Source organism: Pseudoalteromonas sp. S3785, from assembly GCF_005887365.1.
GTDB lineage: Bacteria > Pseudomonadota > Gammaproteobacteria > Enterobacterales > Alteromonadaceae > Pseudoalteromonas.
Map to the genome: position 1 here is coordinate 1 of NZ_PNCT01000066.1, position 18687 is coordinate 18687.

Sequence of the window (18687 nt, forward strand, 5' to 3'; positions counted from 1 at the left end):
ATCATTCATTTGAGAGTTTCTCTATTTAGCTTCACTCTCAAAAGACTAATTTTTAAACATTACTCACAAAGAGGCTTGGAGACGCTGCGCTTTAGAGGGGTTCTAAAAATTGAGTAAAAACCTGTTTTTATATTTTGACCTTCTCATTTACTCCTCATTTTCTTCTCTTTGTGCAAATAATCTTTTAATAAGAAGTTTCGTAGCTTACTGGCATTTAAAACAACGCTTTTACATTTTCAAAATAAAACACCTAAAGTAAAGTTGTTCACAAAGAGGCTTGGAGACGCTGCGCTTTAGAGGGGTTCTAAAAATTGATTAAAAACCTGTTTTTATATTTTAACCTTCTCATTTACTCCTCTTTCGCTTCTCTTTGTGCAATTAGGCTTAGTTAATAATTCACAAAGAGGTTATGAGGCGCTCCGCTTTAGAGAAGCGATTTAGTGATTAAATAAAACACTACTTGATGTATTTGGCTCTTCTCATTTGCTCCTCATTTTCTTCTCTTTGTACAATTAGGCTTAGTTAATTATTCACAAAGAGGTTATGAGGCGCTCCGCTTTAGAGAAGTGATCTAGTGATTAAGTAATAAACCATCATTACTGTCCTAATGCGTTCTCATTTACTTCTCTTTGTGGAATGATCTTTTAGCTTTTAACGTGAACAAGCACTACGCCTACTGTAAAAATTCCATATTTTATTTATGTTCTAAGTCGAATTCTGTGATGTGGCCGTCGCCGTGGATTAGTTGGTATCGGGCTAAGTCGCCCTGCTCTAAAGTAATTAAACTAATGGCTGAGTCACTTACTAGGTACTTTTGGCCTTCACCTACGGTTTGGTGTTTATCTACTTCCATGTGCCAGCGTTTGGTAAAAAAGTTAAGCGGGCTTTTGGGGCCGTATAATATTGAGTCGAGCTTATCGAGTACGTTAATGAGCTTACGCGGAAATTCGTTTTTAATACCGCTGGCGGTGAGTTGCCATATTCTATTTGGGTGGTCACCAAAACGCTTTTGCACCGAAAAACAAAATGAATAATGCACATCGCCCGATAAAATAAGCGTTTCGTTGGGTGTGTCTGTGCGCCTAAATGTATCAAGCAGCTTTTTGGCGGAGCCTTCGTGTGCCATCCAGTTTTCTACGTCTACCATAAGCGGTTGGCCGCACATATTAAACGCCGCTTGAATTGCCTCAATTGATTTAACGCCAAATACCGGCGCTGGCGATACAATAATTACTTTGCTGTGGCTCAGTAGGCCCTCTTCAAGCTCTGTTAAGCGCTCCCAGTCAAGTAAGCCTGAGGGTTCGTTAAAGTTACTTTCGTTACGCCAGCGGTGTGTTCGGGTATCGAGCACGACCACTTTTGGTGTGGTGTTAAGCTCATAATGCCAATAATTAAACTCATTAAGCGGTTTATCAAAGGCTTTAAACTGCCAACTATGATTAGCGCTTCGGCTTTGTTTAAAACCGTTTATTAATGCTCCGGTTTTATGCAGCGCGTCGTTACCCAGCCCTTGAAACAGCCAATAACTTATTAGCCCGTTATTAATTATGCGTTTACTGTTTGGGTTTTGATTTATTGCTTGCTCCCACCCTGCCGTTAGGTTCCAGTCATCGGTAACATCGTGATCGTCAAACATCATTAAGGTAGATACATTGGCAAATAAACGCTCTACGCTATTTAAGCCTTTTGCGTAGTCTATTAATGCCGTTTTTTCGGCGTTAAAAATGGCGGTGTTTTTTTCATTACCTTGCGTGTAATGCATATTATTAATATTAACGCATTGCCATGCGGCAGCGCTAAAGTTAAGCAAGTACAACGCAACAAATTCTTCAAAGTGAATTAAATGATTATGCGCTTTTACGCTAGAAAAATGAGGCTCGTCTTTTTTTAGCCAATACCCTACACCCAATTTTGAACGTTTTTGCCATGGCGTTTTAGGTAAGTAATGGTGGCGGTTAAAAAGCTGATCGTTTATATCTGCTGGTAAGTTAAGCGCAAGCGGCTGCTCTTTATAAAGTCCTAATACATCTATTAGCTGATGAATTGCCAATAGCATAGGACCGGCTACATCATCGGCGTACACTTGATCGCCACTAAGTAATAAAAGCTGTGCGCCTTGCTGATTATTACTACGTTGTGTATTTTGCCACTCGCTTGCAGATACTAAGCTGTCTTTTGCAGGATGATGCGCGTTACGGCACGAGCCATGTAAAATATGGGTTAGCTTATTAGCAATAACAAACGAAGGCGCTGCTTGCCCTTTAAAACACCAGGGTGCTAAATCAATTTGCTGCTCGTTAATATGCAGAGTATAGGCTAATAAAGTATCGAGCGGAAACGGGTTATCAACGGGTTTTATAGTAATAAAATGCAGGTAAAGGTGTTTACCTAATGCAATGCTTTGCTGCTCGCTGTAGCTTTGATGGTGTAAGAGTGTAATTTGGCAATTGCCTGGGCGTGACGTCGCAAATTGAATACATATACTACGTTGCTCAGCTCGGCGCACCATGGGCCCCATTAATAAAAGCGGGAGTTGCGCCGATTGCGTAGTCATGTGTTAGCCTTTTGCTGCTAATTTAAAAAGTGAATAAAAGTTATCTGTGGTGGCTTTTGCAAGCTCGTTAAAGCTTATGCCTTTTAGCTCGCTAATGTAGTAGGCAACATCTTCTACATACGCCGGCTGGTTTGTTTTACCACGGTACGGCACAGGTGCCAAATACGGCGAATCAGTCTCAATAAGTAATCGATCGAGTGGGATTTGCTTTACTACTTCTTTAAGCTCTACGGCATTTTTAAAGGTAACAATGCCCGAAATAGAAATATAAAAGCCCATGTCGATGGCTTTTTTAGCCATATCCCAATCTTCGGTAAAACAATGCAGTACACCACCGCAATTTTCTGCTTTGTGCTCACGCATTAAGTTAATCGTATCGGCTCGGGCGTCGCGGGTATGAATAATAAGCGGCTTTTGTAACTCGTTTGCTACTTCAATATGGCCAACAAAGCTTGCCTGTTGCACTGCGTGCGTGTCTTTCGAATAATAGTAATCTAGGCCTGTTTCGCCTATTGCGACCACTTTTTCATGCGATGCTAAATCAATAAGCTGCTGTTTATTTAGGGCATCTTTTTGATCGAGCGGGTGCACGCCACACGAGGCCGATACATCATCGTAGTGTTTAATTTTGTCGAGCATGCTCGGGAATTGATCAAGCGTTACACTCACACATAAAAAATGCTCTACTTGCTTTGCGCGGGCGTTGTCGAGTACTTGATCTAAGTTTAAATCTAGTTTGTCAAAATCAAGACGATCTAAATGGCAATGAGAATCTACAATCACTATACGGCCTGTATTGTTTTGGGTGTTAAGTTTTACCAATCCACAATAAGAGTTAATCAATTTTAGAGGTTAAAACTGGCGCTAATAGGTTAAAAACTTCTGACTTAGAACGACTAAATACCGAAATTTTTAGTTTGTTATTGCACCGATTTTATTACCCAAAAAAAATTACTTAATTAAGCACATTGGTATTACGATTTAACGAGCAAAATAGCCCATTAAGCTACATGGTATATGTTGGGTTACCAGAGTTTAACATAGTGCCTAATAGCTTTTCGATTTTAGCGTTTAGATTTGTTTTGTCATCTAAAAAGCTAATCCCTATACCGGGTGGGTTAGAGCTTTGTGCGCCTTGAGGCGTTATCCATGCAACTTTACCCGTTACAACGTCATCTTCTAGCGCATCTGGTAACGTCACTCTTAGTGCTAACGAGTAGCCAATTTCGTAGCGCATGTTGGTACGCACAAAAAGGCCCCCTTGTTTTAAATATGGCATGTAGCAGCGGTAAAGTTCGTCAAGGTTGTCTACATCAACTAAAAGCTCTTGCATAAGTATTCCTATTAAATGTGACGCAGGGCATGCGCTAAACGCGACACTGCTAGAGGTAAATTAAGCCCGAGTACCTCTGTGCTATTTTGTAAAAATTCATTCACCGCTTGCTGCGCACTTTGGTACGCGTCAAAACTTAAACCTTTTATAAGCTGCTGTTTTAATTGCTCGCTTAAAAATAATGTAAAAATGCGTACTAGCTCAGGTTGTTTATTTATTATATTAACAAGCGGAGTAAAATTATGGCTTTGTTTAAACCCAGTTGCAAATTTATATAAAGTATCAATGTGTTGCAGTTGATCTTGCGCTTGCCACTGTTTAATTAACAGTGGTTGCGTATAAAATAAAGGTAACCACACATGATCATCTATATTTAAGTTGGCTAACCAGCTTTTGGCTTCATTGGGGTTAGTTACTTTAATGTCTGTTTTGGCGCAGCGGCTTAAAATAGTGGCGGGTAACTGCGAGGTATTGCTTGTTGTTAAAATTAAAAAGCGACTATTGCTGGGCTCTTCTAGCGTTTTTAGTAATGCGTTTGCCGCAGCCGTGGTCATTTTTTCGCAGTTTTCTATAATGACTACTTTATTCCCGTTTTGCGCAGCAGAGTGGTTCATAAAATCGCTTATCGCGCGAATATCGTCTACACCAATGCTTTGCCCCTCAACTTGCGTTAAGCGTTTGTCTGGGTGGTTTCCGGCATGCGTTAAAGCACAACTTTTACATTGACCGCACGGGCTAAGCGTGCTGTTTTCGCGCTGCATGTGAGTATTAATATTTTGGCATAACAAACTATTTGCTAATTGTTCGCTTAGCTCAAACTTTCCCACTCCAATAGGCCCGCATAATAGCTGCGCATGATGAAAACGCTGTGCTTTGTAACTTTGCGCGAGCTGTTGCTCTACGCTATTAAGCCACGGCAATGCCATTACTATTTTAACCCTTCAAAAAAAGTGCGTAGTACATTGGTAATATCGCGATGTACTTTATCAATACTTTGATTGGCATCAACCGTTTTTATTGAGCTATCGTCATTTGCCAGCTCAACATAACGCATACGCGTACGCTGAAAAAACTCTATGGCTTCTTGCTCTATCCTATCAAGCTCACCTCGGCCTTTAGCACGCTCAAGACCGATTACTGGGTCTATATCTAGGTAAATGGTTAAGTCAGGTTTTAACCCTTTTAATACCATAGACGACAAAGACGATAAGGTATTAGCGCTAATGCCGCGCCCGCCTCCTTGGTAGGCCTGAGATGACAAATCGTGGCGATCGGCTAATACCCACTGCCCGTTATTAAGTGCTGGGTTAATTACATTGTGCATAAGCTGCGAGCGCGCTGCGTACATAATGAGTAATTCGGTTTCAAAGGCTATGTCTTCTTTGTGCTCTGCTTTTACAAGCGTTCGTAAAGACTCCGCAAGCGGCGTGCCTCCAGGCTCGCGCACGTTAATAAAGTCTATTTGTTTTTTGTTTAAAAAGTCTTGGCATAACGAAATAGCCGTTGATTTGCCCGCACCTTCAAGGCCTTCAATAACAATAAATTTTGGTTTCATATAAGGTTTAATTCGTTTTATTTAATATATACGTTTTAACTGCCGCGTTGTGTTGCTTTAACGTGGTTGAAAATTGATGACTGCCATCGCCCTTAGCCACAAAGTAAACATACTCTGATTGCGGTGGGTTAAGCGCTGCTAAAATAGCGGCTTTTGAGGGCATGGCAATGGGTGTAGGCGGCAGCCCGTTAATGCGATATGTGTTATAGGGTGTGTAATCGCGTAAATCTTTTCGCTTAATGTCGCCGTCAAAATCCGCTCCTAGGCCGTATATTACGGTTGGGTCTGTTTGAAGGCGCATATTGGCGTTTAATCTATTTATAAATACAGCGGCTATTAGCGGGCGCTCACTGGCAAGGCCGGTTTCTTTTTCAATAATAGAGGCCATAATTAGCGCATCATATGCGTTTTTATAGGGTAGATTTTTGGCGCGCTTTGGCCATGCTTGCTCAAGTGTTTGCTGCATTTTAACGGCTGCTCGCTTTAGTAAACTACTGGCCGTATCACCGCTGTGGTAATGGTACGTATCTGGAAATAACCACCCTTCTAAATGGCCTTTTTCGCCTACTATTTGCTGCGAAAGTTGCTCTGTATTTAAGTTATTAGTTAAGTGCGGCGCGCTATTAATGGCAGCTAATACTTCCCGTAAGTTTTGCCCTTCAATAATGGTAAAGCTAAAGCTAATTTGTTCACCGTTGTTTATTTTTTTTATGTTATTTATAACACTTGTATTAGTTAGTTGGTATAAACCTGCTTTTAAATCGGTTAGCGTTGGGTCCAGCTTTGCAATCACTTGGTAACGCCAGCAACTTTTTAACCAATTATTAGCCTCCCATTGCTTACAAAGTTGGTTAAAGCCCATACCTTTTTTTACTTCAAATTGCACAGGGGTAGCTATATTTAGCGGGCTTGTTATTGTTGCTTGTAATTGTTGATACCCTACTAGCGTTGTCACTAAAGCTAACAATAATACCGATAAAATAACTTTTAACACTTAGCCTCCTTGGCTAGTAATTCATTTAATAAACGCATGCTTTGCTCAACATTAAAGGGGTGTTGCTCAATACGGTTAACAGGCACTGCACCCATTAAACTATTACATATAAATACAGCGCGTGCTTGGGTTAGCTCATTTAGGCTAACGTGCTTAAATTCAACCGCTAATTTATCACATAACGATTGCAGATAAACCCCCTTTATACCGCATTGCTCAAGGCTAGGTGTGTAGAGTGTATTATTGCCAATTGCAAACACATTAGCGGCTGACGCTTCAATGACATTGTTTTGATGATCGAGCACTAAAACATCGTCGCACCGTTGAGATGCCATGGCATTTTTAATAAGCACTTGCTCTAAACGGTTAAGCGTTTTTAAGCCTGCAAGTAATGGCTGAGATGCTAATTTAATTGGGCTTAAAGCTAAACTTACCCCGCTTTTAACTAATGCTGAGTAGTTTTGTGGAAACGCTGATACTGTAATTAAAATGGTTAAATGGGTGTGTTGTGGTAATCCATAACCTCGCCCACCTTCTCCGCGGGTAACAACTACTTTAAGGACATTTAATTTGCAGCCAGTAATGGCTGTTTTAATATGCTGCTCAAGCTCAGTAAAATTAATGGCAGGAAACGCTAAACGCTCGGCGCATTCTATCAAACGTGCTTTATGGTATTGCCAATGCTCTACGTGCCCTGCACTTACTTTGGCAGTGGTAAAAAAGCCATCCCCGTAGTTAAGGCCTCTATCGCGCGTATTAATCGCACTTGCATCATCGGTTGTTATTATTGTTTGCATATTAAATGGCTTGCATAAAAAAAGCCCAGTTAAACAACTGAGCTCTTATAATGTGGTTCGTTGTTAAAAAAGATTATACCTTTTTAAATAGCAACGAGCCATTAGTCCCGCCAAAACCAAATGAGTTACACAATGCAAAGTCGAGTTTCGCATCACGTGCAGTGTGGGCTATGTAATCTAGGTCACAGCCTTCATCTGGGTTATCAAGGTTAATGGTTGGCGATACTTTTTGATCGGCCAGCGATAAAATAGAAATAATAGACTCTACTGAACCCGCTGCACCTAATAAGTGACCCATCATCGACTTAGACGAGCCAACCATCACATCTTTAGCTGCACTGCCAAAAATAGTTTTAACGGCTTGCGTTTCGGCTTTGTCGCCTGCGTTAGTCGATGTACCGTGTGCGTTAATGTAACCTACTTGCTCTGCATTTACTTGTGCATCGTTTAGTGCATTTTGCATTGCAAGTGCAGCGCCTGCACCGTCTTCCGGTGGCGAGGTCATGTGGTATGCATCACCACTCATACCAAAACCAACAAGTTCAGCGTATATCTTAGCGCCACGGGCTTTAGCGTGTTCGTATTCTTCAACTACTACCACGCCTGCACCATCAGATAATACAAAACCATCGCGATCTTTATCCCACGGGCGAGATGCCGCTTGTGGGTCATCGTTGCGTGTAGAAAGCGCGCGTGCAGCATTAAAGCCACCCATACCAATTGGCGTACAGGCTTTTTCTGCACCGCCGGCAACCATGGCATCTGCATCGCCGTACGCAATCATACGCGCTGCATGTCCAATGTTATGAAGACCTGTAGTACATGCCGTGACAATAGAAATATTAGGACCACGTAAACCATGCATCATAGATAAATGGCCTGAGATCATATTAATAATGGTTGATGGCACATAAAATGGCGAAAGCTTACGTGGGCCACTGTTAAGCAGTTTTATGTGGTTTTCTTCAATGAGGGTAAGTCCACCAATACCCGAACCTACAGCTACACCAATACGTGTTGCGTTTTGTTCAGTTACTTCAAGACCTGAATCTTGTAAGGCTTGAACACCCGCTGCAATGCCATACTGAATAAATAAGTCCATTTTTTTAGTATCTTTCGCCGACATGTATGCAGTTGCATCAAAGTCATTGATGAGTCCAGCGAATTTAGTACCAAATTTTGATGTGTCAAAGTGGGTTATATTTTGTATACCACTTTTACCATCTAATAAGCCTTGCCAGGTTGATTGCACATCATTACCTAGCGGCGTCAACATTCCTAAGCCAGTTACGACGACTCGACGTTTAGCCACGGTTTGCCTCCAATAAGGGATATTTAAACCAATCGATTAATGTATTGTTATTTAGTAAGCCGTTTGTCTTACTAAGTTTAAATCTATTGGCATTACAAAGGGAATTCATACCCAAGCGACCTCAAAGTGCGAGTCTCAAATTCAAGTAAGGATATGCTATTACACATAAATGTAGTAGAGAGTAAAAGCGGGTGAATTTGAATCATGAACTTTGAGGTGGTTTGGATATATAGATTAAAGGCAGCGAATGCTGCCTTTAATATGCGATTAATTACTCAGCGTGAGCTGATACGTAATCGATTGCAGATTGTACTGTAGTGATCTTTTCAGCTTCTTCATCTGGGATCTCAGTATCAAACTCTTCTTCTAGAGCCATAACTAGTTCAACAGTATCAAGAGAATCTGCACCTAGGTCATCTACGAAAGAAGCTTCGTTTTTAACTTCTTCTTCTTTAACACCTAGTTGTTCGATGATAATTTTTTTTACGCGTTCTTGGATATCGCTCATTCTTCTTTCCTTTATTAAAAACGCCAATGCGTTATTTTCAGATTGCGGCGTAGTTTACGCCGCATAATTCTCTGATTCAATGATTTGACCATAAATAATTGTCTGGTCAAACCTCTGAGTGTTTGTTAGGTCTTTTATCGCTTATTTTCACAGCGATTTCAAGTATGTTTAAAGCAAGATCACAAAAAATTCAATGTTTTTGAGGTCACTTACTTAAGTTATTTTGCTTTCAAAGTACAGGCAATGGTTTTTAAACCATGTACATCGCGCCATTTACATGCAAAGTTTCGCCCGATACATACGCAGCCGCGTCAGATGCTAAATAACACACTGCCGCTGCTATTTCATCAGGCTGGCCTAGTCGACCTGCTGGTACATTAGCAAGGGTGGCCGCTTTTTGATCTTCTGTTAGCTCATCGGTCATATCGGTTTGAATAAAACCAGGAGCTACTACATTTACAGTAATACCGCGTGATGCAACTTCACGAGCAAGCGATTTAGAAAAACCAATAACACCTGCTTTTGCCGCCGCATAGTTAGCTTGACCTGCATTACCCATAGTGCCCACAACTGAGCCAATATTAATAATACGGCCGTTCTTTTTCTTCATCATTGGGCGTAATACCGCTTTAGATAAACGAAAAATAGAGCTTAGGTTGGTATCGATAATATCGTCCCACTCGCCGTCTTTCATGCGCATTAATAAATTATCACGGGTGATACCCGCGTTATTTACAAGCACATCAACATCTCCCAAATCCGCTTTTATTGCAGCCAAAGTCGCCTCAATCGATGCAGGATCGGTTACGTTTAAAGCATAACCCTTACCATTATCACCTAAATATTCGCTAATTTTAGCTGCGCCTGAGTCACTTGTTGCAGTACCTGCTACTTTTGCGCCTTGTGCTACTAAGGTATTTGCAATTGCTTTACCAATACCACGGCTTGCGCCAGTAATTAGGACAACTTTGCCCTCTAATGAAAATAAATTAGTCATTTTATATTCTCTTATTTTGCAGCGTCGATAGAGGCAGCATCATTTACTGCACCACATACCATTGCTTTATCAATTCGTTTTGCAAGGCCAGTTAAAACTTTACCTGGGCCAAATTCGTAGCTTTGTGTTATGCCTTGAGCAACTAAAGCTTGCACTGTTTCTGTCCAACGTACTGGGCTGTATAGTTGGCGCACCAATGCATCTTTAATGGCATCGGCTGAATTTTCAGCTTTCACATCAACATTATTAATTACATCACACTTAGGTGTATTAAATGTTAAAGCCGCTAAATCGTTAGCTAGTTTTTCAGCCGCTGGCTTCATTAATTCACAATGTGAAGGCACGCTTACGCTCAGTGGTAAGGCACGTTTTGCGCCGGCGTCTTTACACGCTTGTGAGGCTCTATCTACCGCAGCTTTATGACCTGCAATAACCACTTGGCCTGGTGAATTATAGTTTACCGGTGAAACTACCTCACCTTGTGCAGACTCTTCACACGCGGCTTTTATTTCTTCATCACCTAAACCAATAATAGCGGCCATAGACCCTACGCCTGCTGGCACAGCTTCTTGCATGTATAAGCCACGGTTTTCAACCAGTTTTACCGCTTCATTTAAGCTAATAACATCACTACACACCAGTGCAGAGTATTCGCCTAAACTGTGACCAGCCATAACAACATCGGCATCAGGGTTTTGAGCTAACCAATGGCGGTAAATTGCCACACTGGCTGTTAATAATGCAGGTTGAGTGCGATGAGTTTGATTGAGTTCTTCTTCTGGGCCATTTAGTACCAGCGCTGCTAAATCGTAGCCAAGTGCGCTTGACGCTTCACTAAAGGTTGATTTTACAATGTCAGAGCTCTCTAGTAGCTCGCTTAACATGCCAACGCTTTGTGAGCCCTGACCTGGAAATAGAAGTGCAATTTTTTGTGCCATACTTTGCTCTTTTTAATTAAACAAAAATTTAATGTAACTACGGCACCTAACGTTTATTCGGCCGCCGAGTTTTTAGAATGTGTTTTTTCGAAAATAGCGGCTATTTTATCTGGAAGTTGGCGTTCAACTTCTTTTACCGCTTCATCGATTGCTGCTTGAAATGCTTTTGCTGATGCATTTCCATGGCTTTTAACGACAATACCGCGCAATCCTACCAGAGAAGCACCGTTATACTGGTCGGGGTTCACCCGATTATAGAGTTTTTTTATGATAGGACTTAAAATAAACGCCATGCATTTGTAAATTAAGTGCTTTTCGAGGGCGCTTGTAAACTTTTTCATAATTAGCTTAGCAATGCCTTCGCAGGTTTTTAACGCAACGTTACCTACAAACCCCTCACAAACAATAACATCGGCCTTCCCCGAAAATATATCACTGCCCTCGCTGTAACCGGTGTAATTAATATAAGGGCTTTGTTGCATAAGTTGTGCGGCTTGCTTTATGTCTTCGTGACCTTTTATGTCTTCTGAGCCAATATTAAGCAAACTCACTTTTGGGCTATCACAGCCAAGTGCTTGACCAGCAACCACCGACCCCATAATGCCAAATTGATAAAGTATTTCTGCATCACAATGCACATTTGCGCCTAAATCAAGCAAATACACTGGGGTTTTTCGCTCTGTGGGCACAGCAGATATTAATGCGGGGCGTTTAACACCTGGCAACATTTTTAATACATAGTGAGCCATAAAAAATAGAGCACCCGTGTTACCTGAGCTTACACAAGCTTGCGCCTCACCCGATTTAACTAAATCAAGGGCAACACGCATTGAAGAATCTTTTTTAGAACGCACAGCTAAAGCGGGTTCGCAAGCATTAGTAACAACTTCACTGCAATGGCGAATAATTAAACGTGGGTGTGAAAGTGAATCGAGGGATTCTAATTGATTTGTAATAACTTGCTCGTTGCCGCACAAAATAAGCGTTAAATTGGCATGAGCATTTACTGCGCAAACGGCAGCGGGGATAGATGAACGGGGGCCATAATCGCCCCCCATCATATCTAACGCTATGGTTAGATTAGTCAGCATAAAGCAATCTCTTAGTTAGAAATTACTTGAACGCCTTTGTAGTAACCGTCAGCAGTTACGTGGTGACGACGATGAGTCTCACCTGAAGTTTGGTCAACTGTTAAAGTTGGACCGTTGATCGCATCGTGTGAACGGCGCATGCCGCGTCTTGCACGAGACTTTTTGCTTTTTTGTACAGCCATTAGTCTTCTCCTAAGAATCTTTCTTAAGTTGTTTCAAAATATCAAATGGATTTGGTTTATCATCTTCCGCTTTTAACACACCAAAGCTAGCAGGCTTTGACGAGTAATTGCACGAAGCTTCGTTGTGTGTAGGCACTAATGGCACTGCTAAAATTAGCTCGTCTTCGATTAACTCAAATACGTTAATTTCGCCGTTTTCATCAAGTTCTACTTCATCGTAGACTTCAGGAAGATCATCTGACTCAGCATCCAAACCAACTGGCGAATACATAAAGTCTTGATCCAAATCCAACCCTAAATCATCATTACAACGTTGACAAGTTACAGTTACGTGCGTGGACAAATTGCCGCTAATCACAACTAAACCTTGCTCATCAGTTTTGCACTGAATTTTTACCGCTATTTCACCTACTTCTTCCTGTACAACACCTCGTAAACGAGCAAGTTTTTCAAGCGGTACAATACCATCGTAAGATAAACGGTGTTGCGCTGCTTTCCCAGGATGAAGAGTGATGGGAATTTTTACCTTTTGCATAGGGGCTGCATCATATAGATAGTTAATAGGTTAGTCAAAGCAAAAAAGCATTTTTACATGGTTTTTCACGTGTTTTCATTACGGATCTGATTTATCCTAACTCAAACTAATTTTAATTAGGATAATAATTCATGAAGCACCCGCTTATATTAGCCTCAAGCTCGCCATTTAGGCAGTCTTTATTGCAAAAATTTAATCTGCCCTTTAGTACTTTTTCGCCAAATATTGACGAAACCGCCTTACCAAACGAAACCCCTGAGCAACTCGTAATGCGCTTAAGCGAAGGTAAAGCACGAGCAGCCTGCAATCACTTTGACCAAGGTTTAGCTATCGGCTCTGACCAAGTAGCTGTGTTTAACGGGCAAATTCTTGGTAAACCTCATAATAAAGAAAACGCCTTAAAACAGCTTGCGCTATTTAGCGGTCAAACCGTTACGTTTTTAACCGGCCTGTGTGTTTACGATATTGCTAGCGATAAAGCAAAAACGTTAATAGAGCCTTTTGAAGTGGTATTTAGAACACTCACCAAAGCGCAAATAGACGCCTACTGCGATGCAGAGCAACCTTATAACTGCGCCGGGAGCTTTAAAAGTGAGGGATTAGGCATTTGTTTATTTGAAAAGTTAAACGGGGACGATCCAAATAGTTTAATAGGCTTGCCACTAATTAAACTCAGCCAGCTATTAGCTGAGTTTAATCTTGATATACTTGCCGAGCAGCCAAAAAATTAACCAACTAAAATACGTTGCAACTGTTGGTAACTATCAACGGTTGCAACAGGGGTAAATTCGTTTAATTGCTCCGCGCTATGAACCCCCATGGTCACACCTATCCTATCCATGCCCGCTGCTTTTGCCATTACCATGTCTATTTTTGTATCGCCAATCATAAGAGCATCATCTACATTAACCCCCAACTCATCTAAAAGTTGGTAAAGCATGTCGGGAGATGGCTTAGACTGCGCTTCGCAGCTGGTACGGCTTGCACTAAAAAATACGCGCAGCTGGCTTTCATCAAGCAAGCGCTCAAGCCCCGCGCGCCCTTTACCGGTGGCAATCGCTAAAATAACACCTTGCGCTTTTAATGTACTTAGTACATTTTCCACATTATCAAATACAGGTGTTGGGGTAGTATCAACACGGTATTGTTGTTTATAGCCGTTAATTAATGCAGAATGCTGCGCTACGTCATCAGGAAAAAGTACCTCAATGGCAAGTTCAAGCGACATACCAATTATATTTTTAATTGCAGTGTCGCTTGGCGGTTCAATATTAAGCGCAAGTGCACTGTGACGAATACAATTAACAATTTTGCTAATTGAGTCCATTACAGTGCCATCCCAATCAAAAATAACCAGTTTATACTTTTTAAACACAGCGGCGGTCATTACGCTTTAGCATCTCTTAATTTTAAAATACAATTTTTAAGTGCGTTATCAAGCGGTGCTTCTACACGCAGAGTGGTTTCGTTTTTAGGGTGATAAAAGCTTAAATCGTGAGCGTGTAAAAATAAGCGGTTTAAACCAATTTTACGCATTGATTCATCAAAACCTTGGTCGCCGTATTTATCATCGCACGCAATAGGATGGCCTTTACACTGGGTATGAACACGTATTTGGTGAGTACGCCCTGTTACAGGAGAAGCTTGTACTAGTGAGCACTCGTTAAAACGCTCAAGTACCCTAAAGCGGGTATGTGAAGGTTTCCCCTCAACATTATCTACGCGCACCACGCGCTCGCCCGACTTGAGCGTGTTTTTACGCAGGCCTTCGGTCACATTTTTAACCGATGAGTCCCACTGCCCTGTTACCAATGCCCAGTAGTTTTTTTCCATGGTTTTTTCACGCAGCTGCTCATGCAGCGCAGTGAGCACTGAGCGACGCTTCGAAATTAATAAACAGCCCGATGTATCTCTATCAAGTCTGTGCACGAGCTCTAAATTACGCTCATCTGGGCGTAACACGCGCAGCGCTTCTATTAATCCATAGCTTAGGCCGCTGCCACCGTGTACAGCCATACCTGAGGGTTTATTGATCACAATTAGGTACTTGTCTTCAAATAAAATAGCGCTTTCTAATTGTTTTACTTTATCTAGCTTTTTAGGCACAAACTCTTCGCGTTCTGCTACTTTAATTGGCGGAATACGCACGACATCATTAAGTTGTAATTTATAAACAGGCTTAATGCGTTTTTTATTAACGCGTACCTCGCCTTTGCGTAAAATTTTATAAACAGCGCTTTTAGGCACCCCTTTTAAATGGGTAATAAGAAAGTTATCAATACGCTGACCTAAATGGTCTTCGTTGATTGTGACAAAAGTTACTTGTAAGCCGGTTTTTTCTGACATTGCCTAATCACTGATTTAAGTAAAATAATTTAGTTGCTAACACGGTTATAATAGTGGGATAATCAGCAGCGCAAATATTTAGTATTTGCAAAATAACAACGGTGCTTTTTAACACATTAAAACATTCGTGATGCACATTCTGGGTAGCCGATCATACAGATCCGAGTTAAGTTTTCCAAAGCTTTTATGCCTACTCAGTTAACACGTGCGCTCAACTAACAGTAATGCGCGTAATATATTACTGATTAAGTTTGAACATGAATTGACATTTAATGTAAAAATAAAAGCAATGAACAAATAATTTGTTTGATAGTGACGACGTAAATACGTTGTTCAGCATTTGCTCACATGTAGTACCGTATAGCAGCTTATTTAGAACTAAAAATCTAGCAAATAAGCGTTTATTAACATTCGGCAGCGAACTTTGCTCGTAAGTACTTAGAAAATACTCATCGTATTTACGCAACTTAACGAGCCCTACGCGCCTAATATAAACGTACTAAAAAGATTGATATGACAGGCCAACTTCTGGGTAAAACTTGTAAAGAGCGTAAGAGCCAACAGTTTTAGCACCATAAAGAATTTAATAACGTAAGCGTACGTTATTGTTAGCCAGCATTTAAAAAATACTGCATACATATTACAGAGCGTTCCGTAACAGACCCAGTCGTGAGGCTGCACATTCTAAAAAAGGGAACAACTGAACAGGCGAACACGTTTCGTCATGTCAGCGACACAAAATAAGTAGAGTAACAATATGAAACGTATGCTAATCAATGCAACGCAGCAAGAAGAAATGCGCGTAGCACTGGTTGATGGCCAGCGCCTATATGATTTAGATATAGAAAGCCCAGGTCACGAACAGAAAAAAGCCAATATTTATAAAGGCAAAATTACACGCATTGAACCTTCTTTAGAAGCGGCTTTTGTAGATTACGGCGCCGATCGTCATGGTTTCCTTCCTTTAAAAGAAATTGCCCGCACATACTTCCCGCAAGGTTACACTTTTCATGGTCGCCCTAACATTCGCGACGTGATTAAAGAAGGCCAAGAGGTAATAGTACAAGTAGATAAAGAAGAGCGCGGCCAAAAAGGCGCAGCCCTTACTACTTTTATCAGCGTAGCGGGTAGTTACTTAGTGCTTATGCCTAATAACCCTCGTGCAGGCGGTATTTCTCGTCGTATCGAAGGTGATGAGCGTACAGACCTTAAAGAAGCACTTAGCCGTTTAGAACTACCAAAAGGCATGGGCTTAATTGTACGTACCGCAGGTGTTGGCAAATCGTTTGAAGAATTAAACTACGATTTAAAAGCGCTTTTAGTCCATTGGGATGCTATTCAACAAGCAGCCGATAGTGCTAAAGCTCCGTTTTTGATTCACCAAGAAAGCAATGTAATTTTCCGCGCTATTCGCGATTATTTACGCCGTGACATTGGCGAAATCTTAATTGATAAACCACGTGTGTTTGAAGAAGCTAAAGCGCACATAGAGCGTTTTCGCCCTGACTTTATGAGCCGTGTAAAGCTATATCAAGGCGACACGCCATTGTTTACGCATTACCAAATTGAAAGCCAAATTGAGTCTGCTTTCCAACGTGAAGTACGTTTGCCTTCAGGTGGTTCTATAGTAATTGACCCAACAGAAGCGCTTACCTCTATTGATATCAACTCGTCTAAGGCAACTAAAGGCGGTGATATTGAAGAAACAGCACTCAATACTAATTTAGAAGCGGCTGATGAAATTGCCCGCCAATTACGTCTTCGCGACTTAGGTGGTTTAATTGTTATCGACTTTATCGATATGACACCGCCTCGCCATCAACGCGAAGTAGAAAACCGTTTAAAAGACGCGGCTCGCCCAGATCGTGCGCGTGTACAAATTGGCAAAATATCGCGCTTTGGTTTACTAGAAATGTCGCGTCAGCGTTTGCGCCCTTCACTTGGTGAAGCAAGCCAAGGCCCGTGCCCACGTTGTAGCGGACAAGGCACGATTCGATCTAATGAGTCAATCGCCCTTTCTATTTTGCGTTTAATTGAAGAAGAAGCAATTAAAGACAACACTGCACAAGTAAATGCCCAAGTGCCTGTAGCTGTTGCCGCTTATTTATTAAACGAGCAGCGCAGAAGCGTTCACCGTATTGAAAAACATCACAAATGTGATGTGGTAATTATTCCTAATCAACACATGGAAACACCACACTACGAAGTGATGCGTTTACGTAAAGACGAAACACTGGAAACAGTAAGTTACGACCAAGTTGTTGCCCCAGAGCCTGAATCGTTCGAAATGGCTAAACCAGCAGCTGCGCCGGTACGTGAAGAACCTATGCTTAAAGGTGTTGTTATGCCTTCAACACCTGCACCACAAGCTAAAGTAGATAAGCCAGCAGCCCCTGTTGCAGTACCTAAAGTTGAAGGTGGTTTACTCGCGGCTATTGGTAATTGGTTCAAGTCGTTATTCTCTAGTGAAAGCGAAGAAGAAAAACAAGCAAAAGAAAAAGCTGAGCAAGAAAAGCAACAGCAAACACGTAATAACAATCGCCGTGGTAACAGTGACAATCGTCGTCGTAATAACAACCAACGTCGTCGTAACAACTCACGCTCTAAACCTCGTGGTGAACGCCCTAGTGAAGAAGAAGTGAAAACTGATTCTACAGCGAACGAAAGCCAAGAGAAAAACGAGAACCGTAACAAGCGTCGTCGTAACCCTAACTCGCGTAAGCGTAACGATAACCGTAATAACGACAATCGTAATGCAGATAAAGAGCAAGTTAAAACAGACGCTAAAGCGAATGAAGCTGAGACTAAACAAAACGCTGAGCCTAAAGAGCAAAAGCCAAAAGTTCGTCGTCAACGTCGTAATGTGCGTAAGAAAGTACGTATCCAAGATGAAAATACTGAGCAAGTAAACGCATCTGATACGCCTGAGCAAGCGCAGCAAAGCACTGAAACGCCAAAAGTAGAGCAACCTAAAGCGCAAGAGAAAGCGCCAGCAGAAAAGCAAGCTACTAATGAGCAAAAATCAGAGCAAGTAAAGCCTGCACCTGTAAAAGAGCAAACGGCTAAAACACAACCTGAGCTAGAAGCAAAGCCAGTAGCTGCAGTGCCATCTGAGGAAGCACACTCTGAAGATGAGCAAGGGCAAACACGTACGCGCTCACGCCGTTCTCCTCGTCACCTTCGAGCTTCGGGTCAGCGTCGTCGCCGCCCTGAGCAAAATGAAGCAAATGAAGAGAGAACCACTGAAGCGCCTGCATTTGTTCCTGTCGCTGATCAAGCAGCAGCAGAGTACGAGGCAGAGCTTAAAGCAAAAGCTGAACAACCAACCTCTAACGATGCATCAGAAAATGTTGAGCAAGCGTTAGCTGTAGAAGACTTAGCTAAAGTTGAAGCAGCCCCTAAAGCAGAGCAACCAACAGCCAATGACGATGCAGTGAAAACGGTTGACCCTGAAACAGCTGAAGAGCCCGTTGTTGTTACTGAGCAACCTATTTCAGCACCTGAACCTGTTAAAGCAGAACCTAAAGTAGCTGAGCAACCAGCAA

18 protein-coding genes are annotated in these 18687 nt (G+C 41.7%); 2 read left to right on the forward strand and 16 right to left on the reverse strand.

What is annotated here, in order from left to right:
* Positions 1-694 precede the first annotated feature (694 nt).
* From CWC17_RS15700 to yceD, 14 genes are all read right to left on the reverse strand, one after another.
* Positions 695-2554, reverse strand: coding sequence for an alkaline phosphatase D family protein (locus CWC17_RS15700; RefSeq protein ID WP_138613937.1), 1860 nt, complete (start codon positions 2552-2554; stop codon positions 695-697).
* 3 nt (positions 2555-2557) lie between these two features.
* Positions 2558-3337, reverse strand: coding sequence for a TatD family hydrolase (locus tag CWC17_RS15705; RefSeq protein ID WP_055015072.1), 780 nt, complete (start codon positions 3335-3337; stop codon positions 2558-2560).
* Between the two features lie 223 nt (positions 3338-3560).
* A complete protein-coding gene (locus CWC17_RS15710; RefSeq protein ID WP_055018382.1) occupies positions 3561-3887 on the reverse strand; it encodes a PilZ domain-containing protein in 327 nt (108 codons plus the stop codon).
* An 11-nt stretch (positions 3888-3898) separates the two neighbouring features.
* Positions 3899-4813: a DNA polymerase III subunit delta' gene (holB, locus tag CWC17_RS15715; RefSeq protein ID WP_138613939.1), complete on the reverse strand. Its 915-nt coding sequence runs from the start codon at positions 4811-4813 to the stop codon at positions 3899-3901.
* Positions 4814-4815: 2 nt separating this feature from the next.
* The gene (gene tmk, locus CWC17_RS15720; RefSeq protein ID WP_055015057.1) at positions 4816-5442 is read right to left on the reverse strand and encodes a dTMP kinase; all 627 of its coding nucleotides are present in this window, start codon (positions 5440-5442) and stop codon (positions 4816-4818) included.
* Between the two features lie 7 nt (positions 5443-5449).
* The gene (gene mltG, locus CWC17_RS15725) at positions 5450-6436 is read right to left on the reverse strand and encodes an endolytic transglycosylase MltG (protein WP_055018380.1); all 987 of its coding nucleotides are present in this window, start codon (positions 6434-6436) and stop codon (positions 5450-5452) included.
* Positions 6430-7233, reverse strand: a complete 804-nt coding sequence (gene pabC / locus CWC17_RS15730; protein WP_138613941.1) for an aminodeoxychorismate lyase — start codon at positions 7231-7233, stop codon at positions 6430-6432. The genes mltG and pabC overlap by 7 nt, the downstream gene beginning before the upstream one ends.
* Positions 7234-7306: 73 nt before the next feature.
* Entirely contained in the window at positions 7307-8545 is a 1239-nt protein-coding gene (fabF, locus tag CWC17_RS15735) for a beta-ketoacyl-ACP synthase II (protein ID WP_055015060.1), read from the reverse strand.
* 271 nt (positions 8546-8816) lie between these two features.
* Complete coding sequence (gene acpP / locus CWC17_RS15740) at positions 8817-9053, reverse strand: acyl carrier protein (RefSeq protein WP_004587690.1); 237 nt, start codon at positions 9051-9053, stop codon at positions 8817-8819.
* Positions 9054-9303: 250 nt separating this feature from the next.
* Positions 9304-10050 carry a 3-oxoacyl-ACP reductase FabG gene (fabG, locus tag CWC17_RS15745; RefSeq protein WP_055015061.1) on the reverse strand — a complete coding sequence of 249 codons (747 nt, stop codon included), beginning with the start codon at positions 10048-10050 and terminating at the stop codon, positions 9304-9306.
* An 11-nt stretch (positions 10051-10061) separates the two neighbouring features.
* The gene (gene fabD, locus CWC17_RS15750) at positions 10062-10988 is read right to left on the reverse strand and encodes an ACP S-malonyltransferase (RefSeq protein WP_138613943.1); all 927 of its coding nucleotides are present in this window, start codon (positions 10986-10988) and stop codon (positions 10062-10064) included.
* A 53-nt stretch (positions 10989-11041) separates the two neighbouring features.
* On the reverse strand, positions 11042-12079 hold the full coding sequence (gene plsX, locus CWC17_RS15755) for a phosphate acyltransferase PlsX (protein ID WP_055015063.1): 1038 nt from the start codon (positions 12077-12079) through the stop codon (positions 11042-11044).
* A gap of 11 nt (positions 12080-12090) precedes the next feature.
* Positions 12091-12261 carry a 50S ribosomal protein L32 gene (gene rpmF, locus CWC17_RS15760; protein ID WP_004587686.1) on the reverse strand — a complete coding sequence of 57 codons (171 nt, stop codon included), beginning with the start codon at positions 12259-12261 and terminating at the stop codon, positions 12091-12093.
* A 10-nt stretch (positions 12262-12271) separates the two neighbouring features.
* A complete protein-coding gene (gene yceD, locus CWC17_RS15765) occupies positions 12272-12796 on the reverse strand; it encodes a 23S rRNA accumulation protein YceD (RefSeq protein ID WP_055015064.1) in 525 nt (174 codons plus the stop codon).
* A gap of 131 nt (positions 12797-12927) precedes the next feature.
* Here yceD and CWC17_RS15770 point away from each other — a divergent pair, with 131 nt between their 5' ends.
* Positions 12928-13527, forward strand: coding sequence for a Maf family protein (locus tag CWC17_RS15770; RefSeq protein ID WP_138542559.1), 600 nt, complete (start codon positions 12928-12930; stop codon positions 13525-13527).
* Here CWC17_RS15770 and CWC17_RS15775 read toward each other — a convergent pair.
* Positions 13524-14183 carry an HAD-IA family hydrolase gene (locus tag CWC17_RS15775; protein WP_138613945.1) on the reverse strand — a complete coding sequence of 220 codons (660 nt, stop codon included), beginning with the start codon at positions 14181-14183 and terminating at the stop codon, positions 13524-13526. The genes CWC17_RS15770 and CWC17_RS15775 overlap by 4 nt on opposite strands.
* Entirely contained in the window at positions 14183-15142 is a 960-nt protein-coding gene (gene rluC / locus CWC17_RS15780) for a 23S rRNA pseudouridine(955/2504/2580) synthase RluC (RefSeq protein WP_055018376.1), read from the reverse strand. Before rluC ends, CWC17_RS15775 begins: the two co-directional genes overlap by 1 nt.
* 757 nt (positions 15143-15899) lie before the next feature.
* Between rluC and rne the strand changes: the two genes are divergently transcribed.
* On the forward strand, positions 15900-18687 hold a 2788-nt coding region (rne, locus tag CWC17_RS15785), incomplete at its 3' end, for a ribonuclease E (protein WP_138613947.1).